The organism is Ottowia sp. (assembly GCF_046348305.1).
Classification (GTDB): domain Bacteria; phylum Pseudomonadota; class Gammaproteobacteria; order Burkholderiales; family Burkholderiaceae_C; genus Ottowia.
On sequence record NZ_JAXMEM010000011.1, the window covers coordinates 35,111 to 49,618 of the forward strand.

12 protein-coding genes and 1 tRNA gene are annotated in these 14,508 nt (G+C 68.0%); 2 read left to right on the forward strand and 11 right to left on the reverse strand.

Features of this window, described 5'->3' with window-relative positions; genetic code table 11:
• Positions 1 to 58: 58 nt before the first annotated feature.
• Both U1F38_RS13955 and U1F38_RS13960 read right to left on the reverse strand, forming a co-directional pair.
• Positions 59 to 1,123, reverse strand: a complete 1,065-nt coding sequence (locus U1F38_RS13955) for a cytochrome d ubiquinol oxidase subunit II (RefSeq protein ID WP_409987677.1) — start codon at positions 1,121 to 1,123, stop codon at positions 59 to 61.
• Positions 1,120 to 2,538 (reverse strand): cytochrome ubiquinol oxidase subunit I, encoded by a 1,419-nt coding sequence (locus U1F38_RS13960; protein WP_409987678.1) that lies wholly within the window; start codon positions 2,536 to 2,538, stop codon positions 1,120 to 1,122. Before U1F38_RS13960 ends, U1F38_RS13955 begins: the two co-directional genes overlap by 4 nt.
• Before the next feature lie 222 nt (positions 2,539 to 2,760).
• Here U1F38_RS13960 and U1F38_RS13965 point away from each other — a divergent pair, with 222 nt between their 5' ends.
• Positions 2,761 to 4,218 carry a DASS family sodium-coupled anion symporter gene (locus tag U1F38_RS13965; RefSeq protein ID WP_409987786.1) on the forward strand — a complete coding sequence of 486 codons (1,458 nt, stop codon included), beginning with the start codon at positions 2,761 to 2,763 and terminating at the stop codon, positions 4,216 to 4,218.
• 158 nt (positions 4,219 to 4,376) lie between these two features.
• Here the strand turns inward: U1F38_RS13965 and U1F38_RS13970 are convergent, their stop codons facing one another.
• Both U1F38_RS13970 and U1F38_RS13975 read right to left on the reverse strand, forming a co-directional pair.
• The gene (locus U1F38_RS13970) at positions 4,377 to 4,835 is read right to left on the reverse strand and encodes a DUF192 domain-containing protein (protein WP_409987679.1); all 459 of its coding nucleotides are present in this window, start codon (positions 4,833 to 4,835) and stop codon (positions 4,377 to 4,379) included.
• Between the two features lie 103 nt (positions 4,836 to 4,938).
• Positions 4,939 to 5,181 (reverse strand): hypothetical protein, encoded by a 243-nt coding sequence (locus U1F38_RS13975; RefSeq protein ID WP_409987680.1) that lies wholly within the window; start codon positions 5,179 to 5,181, stop codon positions 4,939 to 4,941.
• 204 nt (positions 5,182 to 5,385) lie between these two features.
• Here U1F38_RS13975 and icd point away from each other — a divergent pair, with 204 nt between their 5' ends.
• The gene (icd, locus tag U1F38_RS13980; RefSeq protein WP_409987681.1) at positions 5,386 to 6,645 is read left to right on the forward strand and encodes an NADP-dependent isocitrate dehydrogenase; all 1,260 of its coding nucleotides are present in this window, start codon (positions 5,386 to 5,388) and stop codon (positions 6,643 to 6,645) included.
• A gap of 68 nt (positions 6,646 to 6,713) precedes the next feature.
• Here the strand turns inward: icd and U1F38_RS13985 are convergent, their stop codons facing one another.
• The 7 genes from U1F38_RS13985 to U1F38_RS14015 all read right to left on the reverse strand — a co-directional run bounded on the left by U1F38_RS13985 (position 6,714) and on the right by U1F38_RS14015 (position 14,492).
• Entirely contained in the window at positions 6,714 to 8,651 is a 1,938-nt protein-coding gene (locus tag U1F38_RS13985; protein ID WP_409987682.1) for a SurA N-terminal domain-containing protein, read from the reverse strand.
• A 74-nt stretch (positions 8,652 to 8,725) separates the two neighbouring features.
• Positions 8,726 to 8,801, reverse strand: a tRNA-Val gene (locus U1F38_RS13990).
• Between the two features lie 20 nt (positions 8,802 to 8,821).
• Complete coding sequence (locus U1F38_RS13995; RefSeq protein WP_377482894.1) at positions 8,822 to 9,094, reverse strand: HU family DNA-binding protein; 273 nt, start codon at positions 9,092 to 9,094, stop codon at positions 8,822 to 8,824.
• A 260-nt stretch (positions 9,095 to 9,354) separates the two neighbouring features.
• The gene (locus tag U1F38_RS14000) at positions 9,355 to 10,275 is read right to left on the reverse strand and encodes a DMT family transporter (protein ID WP_409987683.1); all 921 of its coding nucleotides are present in this window, start codon (positions 10,273 to 10,275) and stop codon (positions 9,355 to 9,357) included.
• A gap of 217 nt (positions 10,276 to 10,492) precedes the next feature.
• Positions 10,493 to 11,056 (reverse strand): CDP-diacylglycerol--glycerol-3-phosphate 3-phosphatidyltransferase, encoded by a 564-nt coding sequence (gene pgsA / locus U1F38_RS14005; RefSeq protein WP_409987684.1) that lies wholly within the window; start codon positions 11,054 to 11,056, stop codon positions 10,493 to 10,495.
• A 53-nt stretch (positions 11,057 to 11,109) separates the two neighbouring features.
• The gene (metG, locus tag U1F38_RS14010) at positions 11,110 to 13,188 is read right to left on the reverse strand and encodes a methionine--tRNA ligase (RefSeq protein ID WP_409987685.1); all 2,079 of its coding nucleotides are present in this window, start codon (positions 13,186 to 13,188) and stop codon (positions 11,110 to 11,112) included.
• 80 nt (positions 13,189 to 13,268) lie between these two features.
• A complete protein-coding gene (locus U1F38_RS14015) occupies positions 13,269 to 14,492 on the reverse strand; it encodes a patatin-like phospholipase family protein (RefSeq protein ID WP_409987686.1) in 1,224 nt (407 codons plus the stop codon).
• Between the last annotated feature and the right edge of the window lie 16 nt (positions 14,493 to 14,508).

Sequence of the window (14,508 nt, forward strand, 5' to 3'; positions counted from 1 at the left end):
CCTTCGGGCGGCTTTTGCTTTCGTCCGCCCGGGGCGGAAAAACAGCCCGACTCGCCGGTCAGTGATAGCCCATGTCGGCCGTGACCTTGCCGCGAAACACGCGGTACGACCAGGCGGTGTAACCCAGGATCACGGGCAGCAAAACGGCCAGCCCCCACAGCAGAAAGCCCTGCGAGGCCGGCGGCGAGGCGGCGCCCCAGATCGTCAGCGCGGGCGGCACCAGGTGCGGCCACAGGCCCAGCAGCAGGCCGGCAAAGCCCAGCGCGAACAGTGCCAGCGTCCACACCAGGGGATGGGCATCGTGCGGCCGCGCCGCGTCGGGGCGGTGCGCGGCGTCGCGCCACAGCCGCGCGGCCACCGCCAGCGTCAGCAGCGGCACCGGCGCCAGCCACACGAAGCGCCCGCCCGTGAACCAGCGCTGCATCACCGGCGTGCTCAGCAGCGGCAGCCAGATGCTGACGACCGCCATGAAAGCCAGCACGCCCAGCACCAGCGGTCGCACCCAGCGCCGCGCGCGCTGGTGCAGGCGGCCCTCGGTCTTCAGGATCAGCCAGCCGCTGCCCAGCAGGGCATAGCCGCACACCAGCGCCACGCCGGTCATCAGGCTGAAGGGGCTGGCCCAGCCCCAGGTGCCGCCGGCATAGGCGCCCGCCTGCGTCGGCAGCCCTTGCACCAGCGCGCCCAGGATCACGCCCTGGCTGAACGTCGCCAGCACCGAGCCGCCGCTGAACGCCGCCCCCCACGCGCGGCGGGCAAAGCCCTGGCCCTTGAAGCGGAACTCGAAGGCCACGCCGCGAAAGATCAGGCCCAGCAGCAGGGTCAGCACCGGCAGGTACAGCGCCGACAGCAGCAACGCGTAGGCGCGCGGAAACGCCGCCAGCAGTCCGGCGCCGCCCAGCACCAGCCAGGTCTCGTTGCCGTCCCAGATCGGCGCGGCGGTGTTCATCATGTGGTCGAACTGCGCGCCGTCCTCGGCCAGCGGCGCCAGAATGCCCAGGCCGAGCACGAAGCCGTCCAGCAGCACGTACATCAGCACGCCAAAGCCCAGCACGCCCAGCCACACGACCGGCAGCCAGAAGGCCAGGCCATCGCTGGCGTGCAGGATCAGTCCGGCGTCGTTCATCGGGCGTCTGCCTCGGCGATGTCGGCCTCGCCCGCCACCGACAGCGGCCGCGCCGGGGTGCGGACTTCGGTGGCCGCCGCGTCTGCGGACCCGGGCGCGGCCGGCGTCGGCCCCTTGTGCAGCAGGCGCCACAAATACCAGATGCCGGCACCGAAGATGACCGCATACACCAGCACATAGCCCGCCAGCGACGTCGCCACCGCGCCCGCCGCCAGGTGGGGGCTGACCGCGTCGCGCGTGCGCAGCAGGCCGTAGACCACCCAGGGCTGGCGCCCGAACTCGGTCACCCACCAGCCCGCCAGCAGGGCGGCAAAGCCGGCCGGGCTGAGCAACTGCCAGCCGCGCAGCACCCACGTTGCGCGCTCCAGCCGTCCGCGCCACCAGGCCCAGGCCGAGGCCGCCACCACCGCCAGCATCAGCAGTCCCAGGCCGACCATGACGCGAAAGAACACGAACACCGGCAGCACCGGCGGCCGATCCTCGGGCACCACCGCGGTCAGCGGCTCGATGTCGCCCGACCAGCTGTGCGTCAGGATCAGGCTGCCCAGGCGCGGCACGGCCAGTTCGAAGTCGTTGCGCTCGGCCTGCTGATTGGGCACGCCGAACAGCACCAGTGGCACCCCGGCGCCGGGTGCGCCGGCGTGCCAGTGGCCCTCCATCGCGGCCACCTTGATCGGCTGGTGCTGCAGCGTGTTGAGCCCGTGCTGGTCGCCCGCCAGGATTTGCGCCGGCACCGCGATGGCGCCGAACACCACCGCCAGGCGCAGCATGCGCGCTGCCGCCTCGGGGTGCACGCCGCGGCGCAGGTACCAGGCGCTGGTGCCGCCGATCACGAAGCAGGTGGTGATGAACGCCGCCAGCACCATGTGCACCAGCCGGTAGGGGAACGAGGGGTTGAACACGATGGCCCACCAGTCGCCCGGCACGAACACGTTGCCCTGCTGCACATGGCCTTGCGGCGTGTGCATCCAGCTGATGGCGGCAATGATCCAGAAGGTGGAGATCAAGGTCCCCAGCGCGACCATGGCGGTGCAGAAAAAGTGCACCCACGGGCCGACCCGGCGCGCACCGAACAGCATCACGCCCAGAAACCCCGCCTCGAGAAAGAAGGCCGTCAGCACCTCGTAGCTGAGCAGCGGCCCCAGCACGTTGCCGGCGCGCTCGGACAGCACGGCCCAGTTGGTGCCGAACTGAAAGCTCATCACGATGCCCGAGACCACGCCCATGCCGAAGGAAATGGCGAACACCTTGCGCCAGAAGACGTACAGATCCCACCACAGCGCCTGGCCCGTGCGCAGCCAGCGCCACTCCAGAAACGCCAGCCAGTTCGCCAGGCCGATGGTGAAGGCCGGAAACAGGATGTGAAACGAGATCACGAATCCGAACTGGATGCGCGACAGCAGCAGCGTGTCCATGGCGCATGCTACGCCGCCCGGACGTTCGGTGCTGCAGGACGCGGTCGATTCGGGGTGCGCAGGGCCGTCGACCGGCGCGCTTGACGCGCATCAAGAAGACCCCGTGCGCCGTGTGCGAGGATGGGCGGCCATCGACCATGCGGGGGCGCCGTGCCTTGCCGTCATGGGCCTGTCATGCGGCCCGTGTCCCATGTGTCCGCCGATTCGACGAGAGGAAAACCCATGGGCTTCAAGCCGCTGTCCACCGCCATCGCTGTCGCGATCGGCCTGCTGATCTGGTTCGTCATTCCGGTGCCCCAGGGCGTGACGCCCGAGGCCTGGCATCTGCTGGCGCTGTTCGTGGGCACCATCGCCGCCATCATCGGCAAGGCGCTGCCGATCGGCGCGCTGTCCATCATCGCCGTCGCGCTGGTGGCGCTGACGGGCGTCACCAGCAACACGGCGGCGGGTGCCATCGGCGATGCGCTGTCGAGCTTTTCCAATTCGCTGATCTGGCTGATCGGCGTGTCGATCATGATCTCGCGCGGCATCATCAAGACCGGCCTGGGCGCTCGCATCGGCTATTTGTTCATCGCCGTGTGGGGCAAGAAGACCATCGGCATCGCGTATTCGCTGGCGCTGTCCGAGCTGATCCTGGCGCCCGTCACGCCCAGCAACACGGCGCGCGGCGGCGGCATCATCCACCCCATCATGCGGGCCATCGCGGGTAGCTACGACTCCGACCCGGAGCAGGGCACGCAGGGGCGCATCGGGCGCTTTCTGGCGCTGACCAACTACCACGCCAACCCGATCACGTCGGCCATGTTCATCACCGCCACGGCGCCCAATCCGCTGGTGGTCAAGCTCATTGCCGACGCCACCGGCGCGCAGATTTCGCTCAGCTGGGGCACCTGGGCGCTGGCCATGCTGCTGCCCGGCCTGGTGGGCCTGGCGCTGATGCCGCTGGTCATCTACCGGATGTATCCGCCCGAAATCAAGAGCACGCCCAACGCCTCGCAGTTCGCCATCCAGCGGCTCAGGGAGATGGGGCCGATCACGCGCGGCGAGGTCATCATGTTCGGCGTCTTCGGCGTGCTGCTGCTGCTGTGGGCGGGCGTGCCGGCCATGGTGTTCGGCGCCGGCGCGGCGGTGGACCCGACCACCACCGCCTTTGTCGGCCTGTCGCTGCTGCTGCTGACGGGCGTGCTCACCTGGGACGACGTCATCCGCGAAAAAAGCGCCTGGGACACCATCGTCTGGTTCGGCGCGCTGGTGATGATGGCCAGCTTCCTCAACAAGCTGGGCCTGATCGGCTGGTTCGCGCAATCGCTGGAGCGCAGCATCGACCAGCTGGGCATGAGCTGGATGGGCGCCAGCGCGCTGCTGATGCTGGCCTACCTCTATGCGCACTACATGTTCGCCAGCACCACGGCGCACATCACGGCCATGTTCGCGGCCTTCTACGGCGCCGGCCTGGCGCTGGGCGCGCCGGCGCTGCCCTGGGCGCTGATGATGGCCGCGGCTTCCAACATCATGATGACGCTCACGCACTACGCCACGGGCACATCGCCGGTCATCTTCGGCTCGGGCTACACCACGCTGGGCGAGTGGTGGAAGGCGGGCTTCGTGATGAGCGTGGTGCTGATCGTCGTCTGGGTGGCGGTCGGCTCGGCCTGGTGGAAGGTGCTGGGCTACTGGTGAGGCCTGCCACGCGGATGCGGTGGGGTGTCTTGCGGCCGCAACGGGTGGTTTTGAAGGGTTCTGGCCTGAATCCGGCCATGTGCCTGCGCAAGCAGCTATTCAAAAGATAGCAATGAACCGGACCTTGCGGCCCCGCCGGACAGGGCCGGGCCCGTGGCTCACGGGCGCTTGAAGATCTCGCCGCCCAGCTTGTTGCCGGCCTTCAGGTGCTTGGCCGCGAACCAGCCCTGGTTCATCTCCAGCACGTAGCGCACCGGCCTGGCCGAGCAGTGGCTGGTCTCGTCCAGCGGTTTCATGTCGGCCAGGTTGACGATCGTGCCGTCGTCGGCCACGAAGGCCGCGGTGAGCGGGATCAGCGTGTTCTTCATCCAGAAGCACTGCTCGGCCGGCTGCTCGAAGACGAACAGCATGCCTTCGGTCTGCGGCATCTCGCGCCGGCTCATCAGGCCGATCTGGCGCTGCTCGGGCGTGGTGGCCAGTTGCACGTCGATGCGGAACATGCCGGCCGTCAGCTGGGTGCGCGGCAGGTCCAGTTGCGGACTGGGTTGGGCCAGGGCACTGGCGCAGGACAGGCTGGCCAGAAGCAGGGGCAGGTGACGGGCGCGCGATTGGGGCATGGCGTGGATCATGATGCGGCAGGCGGGAAAAAGCCTGCAAAACGAGCTTCATTTTGCAGGCTTTCGGCGATCGGGGCCGCGTGGCCCCGGCGCGGCATCGCCGTCAGGCAGCCGGCTTGGCGCTTTTCTTGGCGTGCTTCGCGTGCTGGGCATGCTTGGCGTGTTTTTTGGCGCTGGCCTTGTGGGTCTTGGCCTTCGGCGCGGCGGCGGCGGGTGCCGGGGCCGCAGCGGCAGCAGCGGCGGGCGCGGGCGCAGCCGGGGCGGCAGGCGCCGGTGTCGCAGGGGTTTGGGCCCAGACACCGCCGGCGATCAGGGCGGCGGTCAGTGCGGTGAGAACTTTCTTCATGATGGGCATTTCGGGGACAAGGTTCGATGAACGGAATGCAGCGCGCGAACCACCGTGCCGCTCACCCATAACGGCGCCAGCGTCAAGGGCGTTGACGGACTCGGCGACCGGAACGTGTCAGTAGAATTTCCATTTGCGGGACTCGGCTCGGCCGCTGCCTGCCGCCTGTCCATTGCTTGCCCACTCCAACGGAGAGAACCGCGCATGACCGCTTTCCAACACATCCAGCTGCCTGCCCAGGGACACAAGATCACCGTCAACGCCGATTTTTCGCTGAACGTGCCCGACGATCCGATCATCCCCTTCATCGAGGGCGACGGCACCGGCCTGGACATCACGCCGGTGATGATCAAGGTGGTCGATGCCGCCGTCGAGAAGGCCTATGGCGGCAGGCGAAAGATCCACTGGATGGAGGTCTACGCCGGCGAAAAATCCACCCGCGTGTACGGGCCCGACGTGTGGCTGCCCGAGGAGACGCTGGCGGCGCTGAAGGAGTACGTGGTGTCGATCAAGGGCCCGCTCACCACGCCGGTCGGCGGCGGCATCCGCTCGCTCAACGTGGCGCTGCGCCAGGAGCTGGATTTGTACGTGTGCCTGCGGCCGGTGCAGTATTTCAAGGGCGTGCCCAGCCCGGTGAAAGAGCCCGAGAAGGTCAACATGGTGATCTTCCGCGAGAACAGCGAGGACATCTACGCCGGCGTCGAGTGGGAGGCCAGGAGCGCCAATGCGCAAAAGCTGATCCGCTTCCTGACCGAGGAGATGGGCGTCACCAAGATCCGCTTTCCGCAGACTTCGGGCATCGGCATCAAGCCGGTGTCGATCGAGGGCACCGAGCGCCTGGTGCGCAAGGCCATCCAGTACGCCATCGACAACGACAAGCCCAACGTGACCCTGGTGCACAAGGGCAACATCATGAAGTACACCGAAGGCGGCTTTCGCGACTGGGGCTACGCGCTGGCGCAGCGTGAATTTGGCGCGCAGCCGATCGACGGCGGGCCGTGGTGCCAGTTCAACAGCCCCAAGACCGGCAAACCCGTCATCGTCAAGGATGCGATTGCCGACGCCTTCCTGCAGCAGATCCTGCTGCGTCCGGCGGAGTACAGCGTGATCGCCACCCTCAACCTGAACGGCGACTACATCAGCGACGCGCTGGCCGCGCAGGTGGGCGGCATCGGCATTGCGCCGGGTGCCAACCTGAGCGATTCGGTGGCCTGCTTCGAGGCCACGCACGGCACGGCGCCCAAGTACGCCGGCAAGGACTACGTCAACCCCGGCAGCGAGATCCTGAGCGCCGAGATGATGCTGCGCCACATGGGCTGGACCGAGGCGGCCGACACCATCATCGCGGCCATGGAAGCGGCGATCCAGAGCAAGAAGGTGACCTACGACTTCGCGCGGCTGATGGAGGGCGCCACCCAGGTCAGCTGCTCAGGCTTTGGGCAAGTGATGATCGAGCACATGTGAACGCCCGCCACGCCGGCCACAAAAAAGCCGCCCGTGGGCGGCTTTTTTGCGAGGGTGCGACGCCCAGCCTATGAGCGCGCGGCGGGCACGGCGTCTTGCGGCGGGGCCGGCACCAGGATCCGGGCCTTGTAGCGCGCCTTGAGCAGGTCGTAGTAGCTGCGCACTTCGGCCAGCGCCCACAGCTGGTCGTAGCGGGCGCGGCTTTGCTCGGCCTGTTCGGGCGTTTGCGTGGCGGGCGGCAGCACTTTGTCGACCTGGGCGATGGCGTAGCCGGCGGCCCCCAGATCCACACCGACGAACACCGGCAGTTTGGCCGGGTCGGCACGCAGCGCGGCGTCCACCAGCAGCGGAGACTGCCCCTTGGGGTCCAGGCGCGAGAGCGTGATGGCGGCCGGCAGGCCGGTGGCGGCGGCCGGGTTGGCCTGCCAGGCCTTGAGTTTGGCCTGGCCGTCCTGCAACGCCGCCTGCGCGCTGCGCTGCGCGATGAAGGCCTCGCGCACGGCGGCCTTGACCTCGGCCAGGGGCTTGGCGTGGGCGGCGGTGTGTGCCAGCACGCGGCCGGAGGCGAGCTGGTTGGGGCCGACCTCGACCGCCTCGGTATTGCGCTTGTTGTTCAGGGCATCGGCGCTGAACAGGGCGCCGAGGAATTTGGCGTTGGCCAGTGCGCCGGTGGCGCCTTGCGCCGGGGTGCGCATGACGTTGTCGGCAGTGTGAATGACGAGCTTGAGCTTGTCGGCCACGGGCTTGAGGCTGTCGGACTGCTCGTACACGCCGTTGGTGAAGCTGTCGGCCATGTCGGCAAACTGCTTTTGCGCCTGCTGGGTGCGCAACTGGTCTTCCAGCTTGGGACGCAACTGCTCGAAGCTGGGGACCTGCGCCGGCTTGATGCCGGTCAGCTCGATGATGTGATAGCCGAAGTCGCTTTGCACCAGCGCGCTCACGTCGCCGACCTTGGCCAGCTTGAAGGTGGCTTGCGCGATCGCCGGGTCGGTGCCCTTTTGCTGCTGGAACCAGCCCAGGTCGCCCCCGCTGGGCGCGCTGACGTCGTCACTGGAATTTTTCTTGGCGATCTCGGCAAACTGCCTGGGATCGGCGCGCACTTCGGCCAGCAGTTTCTCGGCCGTGGCTTTGGCCTTTTCACGCTCGGCGGCGGGCGCATCCTTGGGCGCGGCAATCAGGATGTGGCTGGCGCGGCGCTCCTCGGGCGTGCCCAGGGTGGCGGCGTTCTGGTCGTAGTAGGTGCGCAGATCCTGCTCGCTCACGCTGACGCTTTTCTTGATGCTGTCCAGATCGAGCACCACGTATTCGATGTTGACCGACTCGGGCACCTGGTAGAGCGCCTCGTTGGCCTTGTAGAAGGCCTCCAGATCGGCATCGCTGGGGTTGACCTTGGCGGCAAAGTCCTTGGGCGCCAGTTGCAGCACGCGCACCTGGCGCTGCTCGAGGTACGCGTTCATGGCCACGTCCACGTTGGCCGGGCTGACGAGCTCGGAGCCCGCCACGCCGCCCAGCACCTGCTGCATCGACAGGTCGTTGCGCAGGCGCGCCTCGAAGCCCTCGGGCGTCAGGCCCTGGGCCGCCAGCAGGCGCTTGTAGGCGTCCATGTCCAGCCGGCCGTCGGGGCCGCGCAGGGCGGCGATGGCGGGATCTTGCTCCAGCGCGGCGGCCAGTGCGGCGTCGCTCACGCCCAGGTGCTCGCCTTGGGCGGCGGCGGCCAGCACGCGGTCGCGCACCAGGCGCTCGAGCGAGGCGTATTTCATCGCGGGCGAATCCAGCAGGTTCAGGTCGAGCTGCGGGTTGGCGCTGCGCGCGCGATCGACCTCCACGCGATGCGCGTTGTCCCATTCGGTTTGCGTGATGGCGTGGCCATCCACCTCGGCCACCTTGTTGGCGCCCTCGTTGAAGCGGCTGTAGCCTTCGATGCCGAAGAACACGAACGAGGGAAAGACCAGCAGGAACAGCACCCACATGATGATCTTGTTGTGCTTGCGGATGGCGTCGAACATGCGGACAGACTCTCGGAGGGTGATACGGGCTGGGGCAAGAAAAAAGGCGAACCGGGGTTCGCCTTGACATCAATTGGTGGGTGCTGACGGGGTCGAACCGCCGACCTACGCCTTGTAAGGGCGCCGCTCTACCAACTGAGCTAAGCACCCCATCCGAACCGATGTTTGTGTCAGTTCAGCGCGTCTTTCAGCGCCTTGCCGGGACGGAACTTGGGTACCTTGGCGGACTTGATTTTAATCGTTGCGCCGGTGCGGGGATTGCGGCCGGTGCGCGCGGCGCGCTTGCCGACGGCAAAGGTGCCGAAACCCACCAGCGAAACCGTGCCGCCCTTGCGCAGGGTGGTCTTGACGGCGCCAATGGTCGCCTCGAGCGCGCGCGTGGCAGCGGCCTTGGAAATGTCGGCGTTCTTGGCAATGTGTTCGATCAACTCGGTCTTGTTCACGAAAGTGCCCCTCATTCAAGTGTGTCAGGAATCCGGAAAATGGCGACGTCGAGGTTGTCGTGCCAATCTTTCCGGCCCTCCCCTTCGTTCGCCTGACTCGCGCATCGCTCCATGGAGGGCGCCGAAAAACGGCGAAGGCCCAGGCAAGCTCAGCGAGCGTTGGATTCTAGACCCAATCGGCGCGCCAATTGGTGCGGATTTCCCCGTTGCTGCGGTCACGCAACATCTCGCCGACAACTTGACCTCGCGCAACGAATTTGTCACGGATTTGCCGACCGCGTCGCACTGCGCACCACCAAAGCCACGCCCAGCGCGGTGAGGGCGATGCCGGCAACGGTGGTCACGGTGATCGGCTCGCCAAACAGCAGCCAGGCCATCACGGCCGTGGTGGGCGGCACCAGGTACATCAGGCTGGCCACCGAGGCGGCGGCACCGCGCTGGATGAGCAGGTACAAGAGCGAACTGCCGCCCAGCGTCAGGCCGAGCACCGACCACGCCAAGGCGCCCAGCGATTGTGCGTTCCACTGCATGGCCTCGGGCTCCAGCCAGGCCAGCGGCGCGGTCACCAGGGCGGCGGCGATCAACTGCACGGTGTTGGCACTGCGCACGTCACAGGGCGCGACCCAGCGCTTTTGGTAGAGCGTGCCGGCGGTGATGCACAGCAGCGCGCCCACGGCCCAGGCCAGGTTGACGGCGGTGACCATGTCGCCGGGGCTGCCTTCGGTCAGCTTGCGCCACACCACCAGCACCAGGCCGGCAAAGCCCAGGCCCAGGCCCAGCCACTGGCGGGCGCTGACGCGGTGCGCGGCGCTGCCGAACGCCGACAGCCAGATGGCGGTGAGCACCGGCTGGATGCCCACGATCAGCGCCGACAGCCCCGAGCCCATGCCGGCCTTGACGGCGGCCCACACCCCGCCCAGGTAGCCGCCGTGCATCAGCATCCCGGTGACGGCCAGGTGCAGCCACTGCTCGCGGCTTTGCGGCCAGCGCACGCGCGCGACGGCGATCCATGCCGCGAAGCACGCGATCGAGCACAGGTAGCGCAGCAGCAGGAAGGTGAAGGGCGGCGCATACGGCATGCCGTAGCGCGCCACGATGAAGCCGGTGGCCCAGATGAGCACGAACACCGCGGGCATCCAGCGCAGCAGGGCGCGGTTGTTGACGGCGTCGGTGCCGCTCATGCGGGCGCTCCGTGGTCTGCCATGCGCTCGGGCGAAAGGCCGCAGAGCAGGCCACGCCAACGACCGCCGTGGCCGGGGTCTCCCCGGGCACTGGCGGTGTCCCCCTGGGGGGCTGAGGCCCGCGGCTCCAGGCCTGCCTGCGCAGGCCAGGACGGGCCGAAGGGCCGACGCCTCTGGCGTCGGGCACGTGGCGCCGCAGGCGACTCCGGGGGGGATGTCATTTCACCCGGGCGCGGATTTCGGGCAAGGCCTTTTGCAGGTAGTACACCATCGACCAGACGGTGAGCACGGCGGCCAGCCAGATCAGCCAATGGCCCCACAGGCGGGTGTCGATGCCGAGCACGCGGGCGTCGTACAGCAGAAAGGGGATGGCCACCATCTGCACCGCGGTCTTGACCTTGCCCAGCATGTGCACGGCCACGCTCTTGCTGGCGCCGATCTTGGCCATCCACTCGCGCAGGGCCGAGATGGCGATCTCGCGCCCGATGATGATCAGCGCCACGAACACGTCCACCCGTTGCAGGTGCACCAGCACCAGCAGGCAGGCGCAGACCAGAAACTTGTCGGCCACCGGGTCCAGGAAGGCGCCGAAGGCCGAGGTCTGGTTGAGCTTGCGCGCCAGGTAGCCATCGAGCCAGTCGGTCCACGCAAACACGATGAACATCACCGTGGCCGCCGTGTTGCGTGTCTCGGGCGCCAGTGGCAGGTAAAAAACGCCGGCGATGAACGGGATGGCGACGATGCGCGTCCACGTCAGCAGGGTCGGCAGGGTCAGGAACATGGCTGACGATTGTGGCATGGCCCCTGGCCCCGTCGCCCGCCAGCGCCGGCCTGTCAGCGCACCCGCATGCCGGGCTGCGCGCCGGGCCAGGGCTCCAGCACGAAGATGCCGGGCTGCGCCTTTTCGTCGGCGTGGCTGGCGGCCAGCACCATGCCTTCGCTCACGCCGAACTTCATCTTGCGCGGCGCCAGGTTGGCGACCAGCACGGTCAGCTTGCCTTTCAGGTCATCAGGCTTGTACGCACTGGCAATGCCTGAAAAAACGTTGCGCGTGCGGCCCTCGCCCGCGTCCAGCGTCAGGCGCAGCAACTTGCTTGATCCTTCGACCGCGGCGCAGTCCACGATGCAGGCAATGCGCAAATCGACCTTGGCAAAGTCGTCGATGGTGATGGCGGGGGCCATGGCCTCGCCGCCGGGCAATGCGGTGGATGCTTCTGATTCGATAGCTGCTTGCGCTTGCTGGGCGGGCGTTGGCGGCTCAAACAATGCATCAAGCTGCTTGACGTCCACGCGCTGCATCAGGTGCTTGTATTCGCCGATCTGCCAGCCGGCGCCCAGGGGTTGCGCGACGTCGGCAAAGCGCTCGGGCGGCTCCATCAGAAACCGCGCCACCTCGGCCGCCAGCTTGGGCAGGATGGGCTTGAGATAAACGGTGAGGACGCGAAAGGCCTCGATGCAGGTGCTGCACACGTCGTGCAGTCGTTCGGTCTGCTCGGGCTGCTTGGCCAGCTCCCAGGGCTTGTTGGCGTCCACGTAGGCGTTCACGCGATCGCACAGCGCCATCACCTCGCGCACGGCCTTGCCGTAGTCGCGCTGCTCGTACAGCTCGGTGATGGAGCCGCACGCGCCTTGCAGCGCGTGCAGCAGCGCGGCGCCGTCGGCCGAGATGGCGCCCAGCCGGCCGCCAAAGCGCTTGCTGATGAAGCCGGCGGCGCGGCTGGCGATGTTGATGTACTTGCCCACCAGGTCGGCGTTGACGCGCGCCATGAAGTCGTCGGCATTGAAGTCGATGTCTTCGTTGCGCCCCGACAGCTTGGCCGCCAGGTAGTAGCGCAGCCACTCGGGGTTCATGCCGAGTTCGAGGTACTTGAGCGGGTCCAGCCCGGTGCCGCGGCTCTTGCTCATCTTCTCGCCGTTGTTCACGGTGAGAAAGCCGTGCACGAACACGTTGTCGGGCACCTTGCGGCCGCTGAACTTGAGCATGGCCGGCCAGAACAGGGTGTGGAAGGTGATGATGTCCTTGCCGATGAAGTGGTACTGCTCCAGCTCGGGGCGGGCCATGTAGGCGTCGTAGTCCTCGCCGCGCCTGGCCAAAAGGTTCTTCAGGCTGGCCAAATATCCCACCGGCGCGTCGAGCCAGACGTAAAAGTACTTGCCCGGCGCGTCGGGAATCTCGATGCCGAAGTAGGGCGCGTCGCGCGAGATGTCCCAGTCGCCCATCTTCACCGTGCCATCGTCGCCGGGCACGATCCATTCACGCACCTTGTTGGCCACCTCGGGCTGCACGCGCGTGAGCCACTCGCGCAAGAAGGCGATGCAGCGCGCGTCCGACAGCTTGAAGAAGAAGTGCTCGCTTGTTTTCAGCTCGGGCCGCGCGCCGGTCAGCGCCGAATACGGCTCGATCAGCTCGGTGGGTGCATAGACGGCGCCGCACACCTCGCAGTTGTCGCCGTACTGGTCCTTGGCGTGGCAGTTGGGACACTCGCCCTTGATGAAGCGGTCGGGCAGGAACATGCCCTTTTGCGGGTCGTAGAACTGCTCGATGGTGCGCGTCTCGATCAGGCCGGCGGCTTTCAGGTCGCGGTAGATGGCCTGCGAGATGGCGGTGTTCTCGGGGCTGTGCGTGCTGTGCCAGTTGTCGAAGCCGATCAGAAAGCCGTCCAGATACTGCTTGCGCCCGGCGGCGATGCCGGCCACGAACTGCTCGGGCGTCACGCCGGCCTTCTCGGCCGCGATCATGATCGGCGCGCCGTGCGCGTCGTCGGCGCCGACGAAGTTGACCGCGTGCCCCTGCATGCGCTGGAACCGCACCCAGATGTCGGCCTGGATGTACTCCATGATGTGGCCGATGTGGAACTTGCCGTTGGCGTACGGCAGGGCGGTGGTGACGAAGAGCTGGCGGGGTGCGGACATGGCGGCGGGCAAAGAATGCGCGGCAAAACCGGACATTTTAGGGCGCGGCCTGCCGCGCCCGGTGTTGCGTGACGCGGGGCTCAGCGGCGCCGATTCGGCCAGTCGAAGAAGCGGCAGATTGCCTGGCTTTGCGCCATGGCGTCGGCGCGGCCCAGGCGCATCAGCTCCTGGGTGAAGGCGGCCTCGAACAGCAGGTAGGTGGCCAGGCCCGCGCCGTGCGCGCCGCCCGTGGCTCGGTGCATGCCCAGCATGGCCAGCAGCGCGCGTGCCGAGCGCGGCAGCTCGTCCAGGTGTTGCATGGCCAGGTCGTCCAGCCGACGCGAGGGCGTGATGAGCAGCAGATCGATGGGCAGCAGCCCGGTCTGGGCGCGGCGCTCGGGCTCGATCAGCGACAGCACGTGGTTCAGCCGCGCCAGGTGTTCGGCGTCGCCGGCCAGGGTGTCCAGAAAGATGCTGGACAGCGCGTGGCTGGCGACCTGCGCCAGTGAGGGGTAGCCGGGGTCGCTCGTTGCGCCGTTGCCCTCGGGCTCGCGCGCGCCGCCCACGCCGATGGCCAGCACGCGCTGCGCGCCCAGGTGGATGGCCGGCGCAATGGGCATCAGCTGGCGCATCGAGCCGTCGCCGTAATAGCCCGCGCGCCCCTCGACTTCCACGCGCGCGGCCGGAAACAGGAAGGGAATGGCGGCCGAGGCCATCACGTGGTCCACCGTGATGGCCGTGCGCAGCGCGCGCCGGCGCACGCGGCTCCAGTCCTGCTGGGGCTCGGCGGCATCGTAGAAGGTGATGTGCTCGTCACTGCTGTAGCACGAGCTGGTGAGCGCCACGGCGCGCAGGTGGCCGGCCGCCAGCAGGCCGGGCAGGCGCTGCAGCGGCAGTTGATCTTGCAGCAGCGCGCGCAGCGGCGCATTGTCCAGCAGCGAGCGCGGCTGCAGCGAGCGCCCCTGCCGGCCCGACCACCAGCCCGCAACGAACAGGCCCAGCCAGTGCAGGCCGCCGCGCATCGCGTCGCGCGCGTCCACCCGGTAGACCTGCCGCGAGGCCATGTGGCCCCACACCCGCGCCAGTTGCGCCACGCCGTGGTGAAAACGGTCTGCCGCGCAAGCCAGTGCCATGGCGTTGATGGCGCCGGCCGAGGTACCGATGACGATGTCGAAGGGCAGGCCGTGCTGGCCGGGATGGCTGCGCCGGCGCAGGGCAGCGATGCCCTGCAGCACCCCGACCTGGTAGGCCGCGCGCGCGCCGCCACCGGTCAGCAGCAGGGCGGTGCCTGGTTGGGCGGCGGGGTGCATATTCGCAGTTTGCATGGGGTCATGGCGCGCC

Coding starts and splice junctions, on each gene's coding strand:
- U1F38_RS14000 (WP_409987683.1), bottom strand. CDS start 10,275: ATGAGCGGCACCGACGCCGTCAACAACCGCGCCCTGCTGCGCTGGATG.
- pgsA (WP_409987684.1), bottom strand. CDS start 11,056: ATGTTCCTGACCCTGCCGACCCTGCTGACGTGGACGCGCATCGTCGCC.
- metG (WP_409987685.1), bottom strand. CDS start 13,188: ATGTCCGCACCCCGCCAGCTCTTCGTCACCACCGCCCTGCCGTACGCC.
- U1F38_RS13985 (WP_409987682.1), bottom strand. CDS start 8,651: ATGTTCGACGCCATCCGCAAGCACAACAAGATCATCATGTGGGTGCTG.
- U1F38_RS14015 (WP_409987686.1), bottom strand. CDS start 14,492: ATGCAAACTGCGAATATGCACCCCGCCGCCCAACCAGGCACCGCCCTG.
- U1F38_RS13965 (WP_409987786.1), top strand. CDS start 2,761: ATGGGCTTCAAGCCGCTGTCCACCGCCATCGCTGTCGCGATCGGCCTG.
- U1F38_RS13960 (WP_409987678.1), bottom strand. CDS start 2,538: ATGGACACGCTGCTGCTGTCGCGCATCCAGTTCGGATTCGTGATCTCG.
- U1F38_RS13975 (WP_409987680.1), bottom strand. CDS start 5,181: ATGAAGAAAGTTCTCACCGCACTGACCGCCGCCCTGATCGCCGGCGGT.
- icd (WP_409987681.1), top strand. CDS start 5,386: ATGACCGCTTTCCAACACATCCAGCTGCCTGCCCAGGGACACAAGATC.
- U1F38_RS13970 (WP_409987679.1), bottom strand. CDS start 4,835: ATGCCCCAATCGCGCGCCCGTCACCTGCCCCTGCTTCTGGCCAGCCTG.
- U1F38_RS13955 (WP_409987677.1), bottom strand. CDS start 1,123: ATGAACGACGCCGGACTGATCCTGCACGCCAGCGATGGCCTGGCCTTC.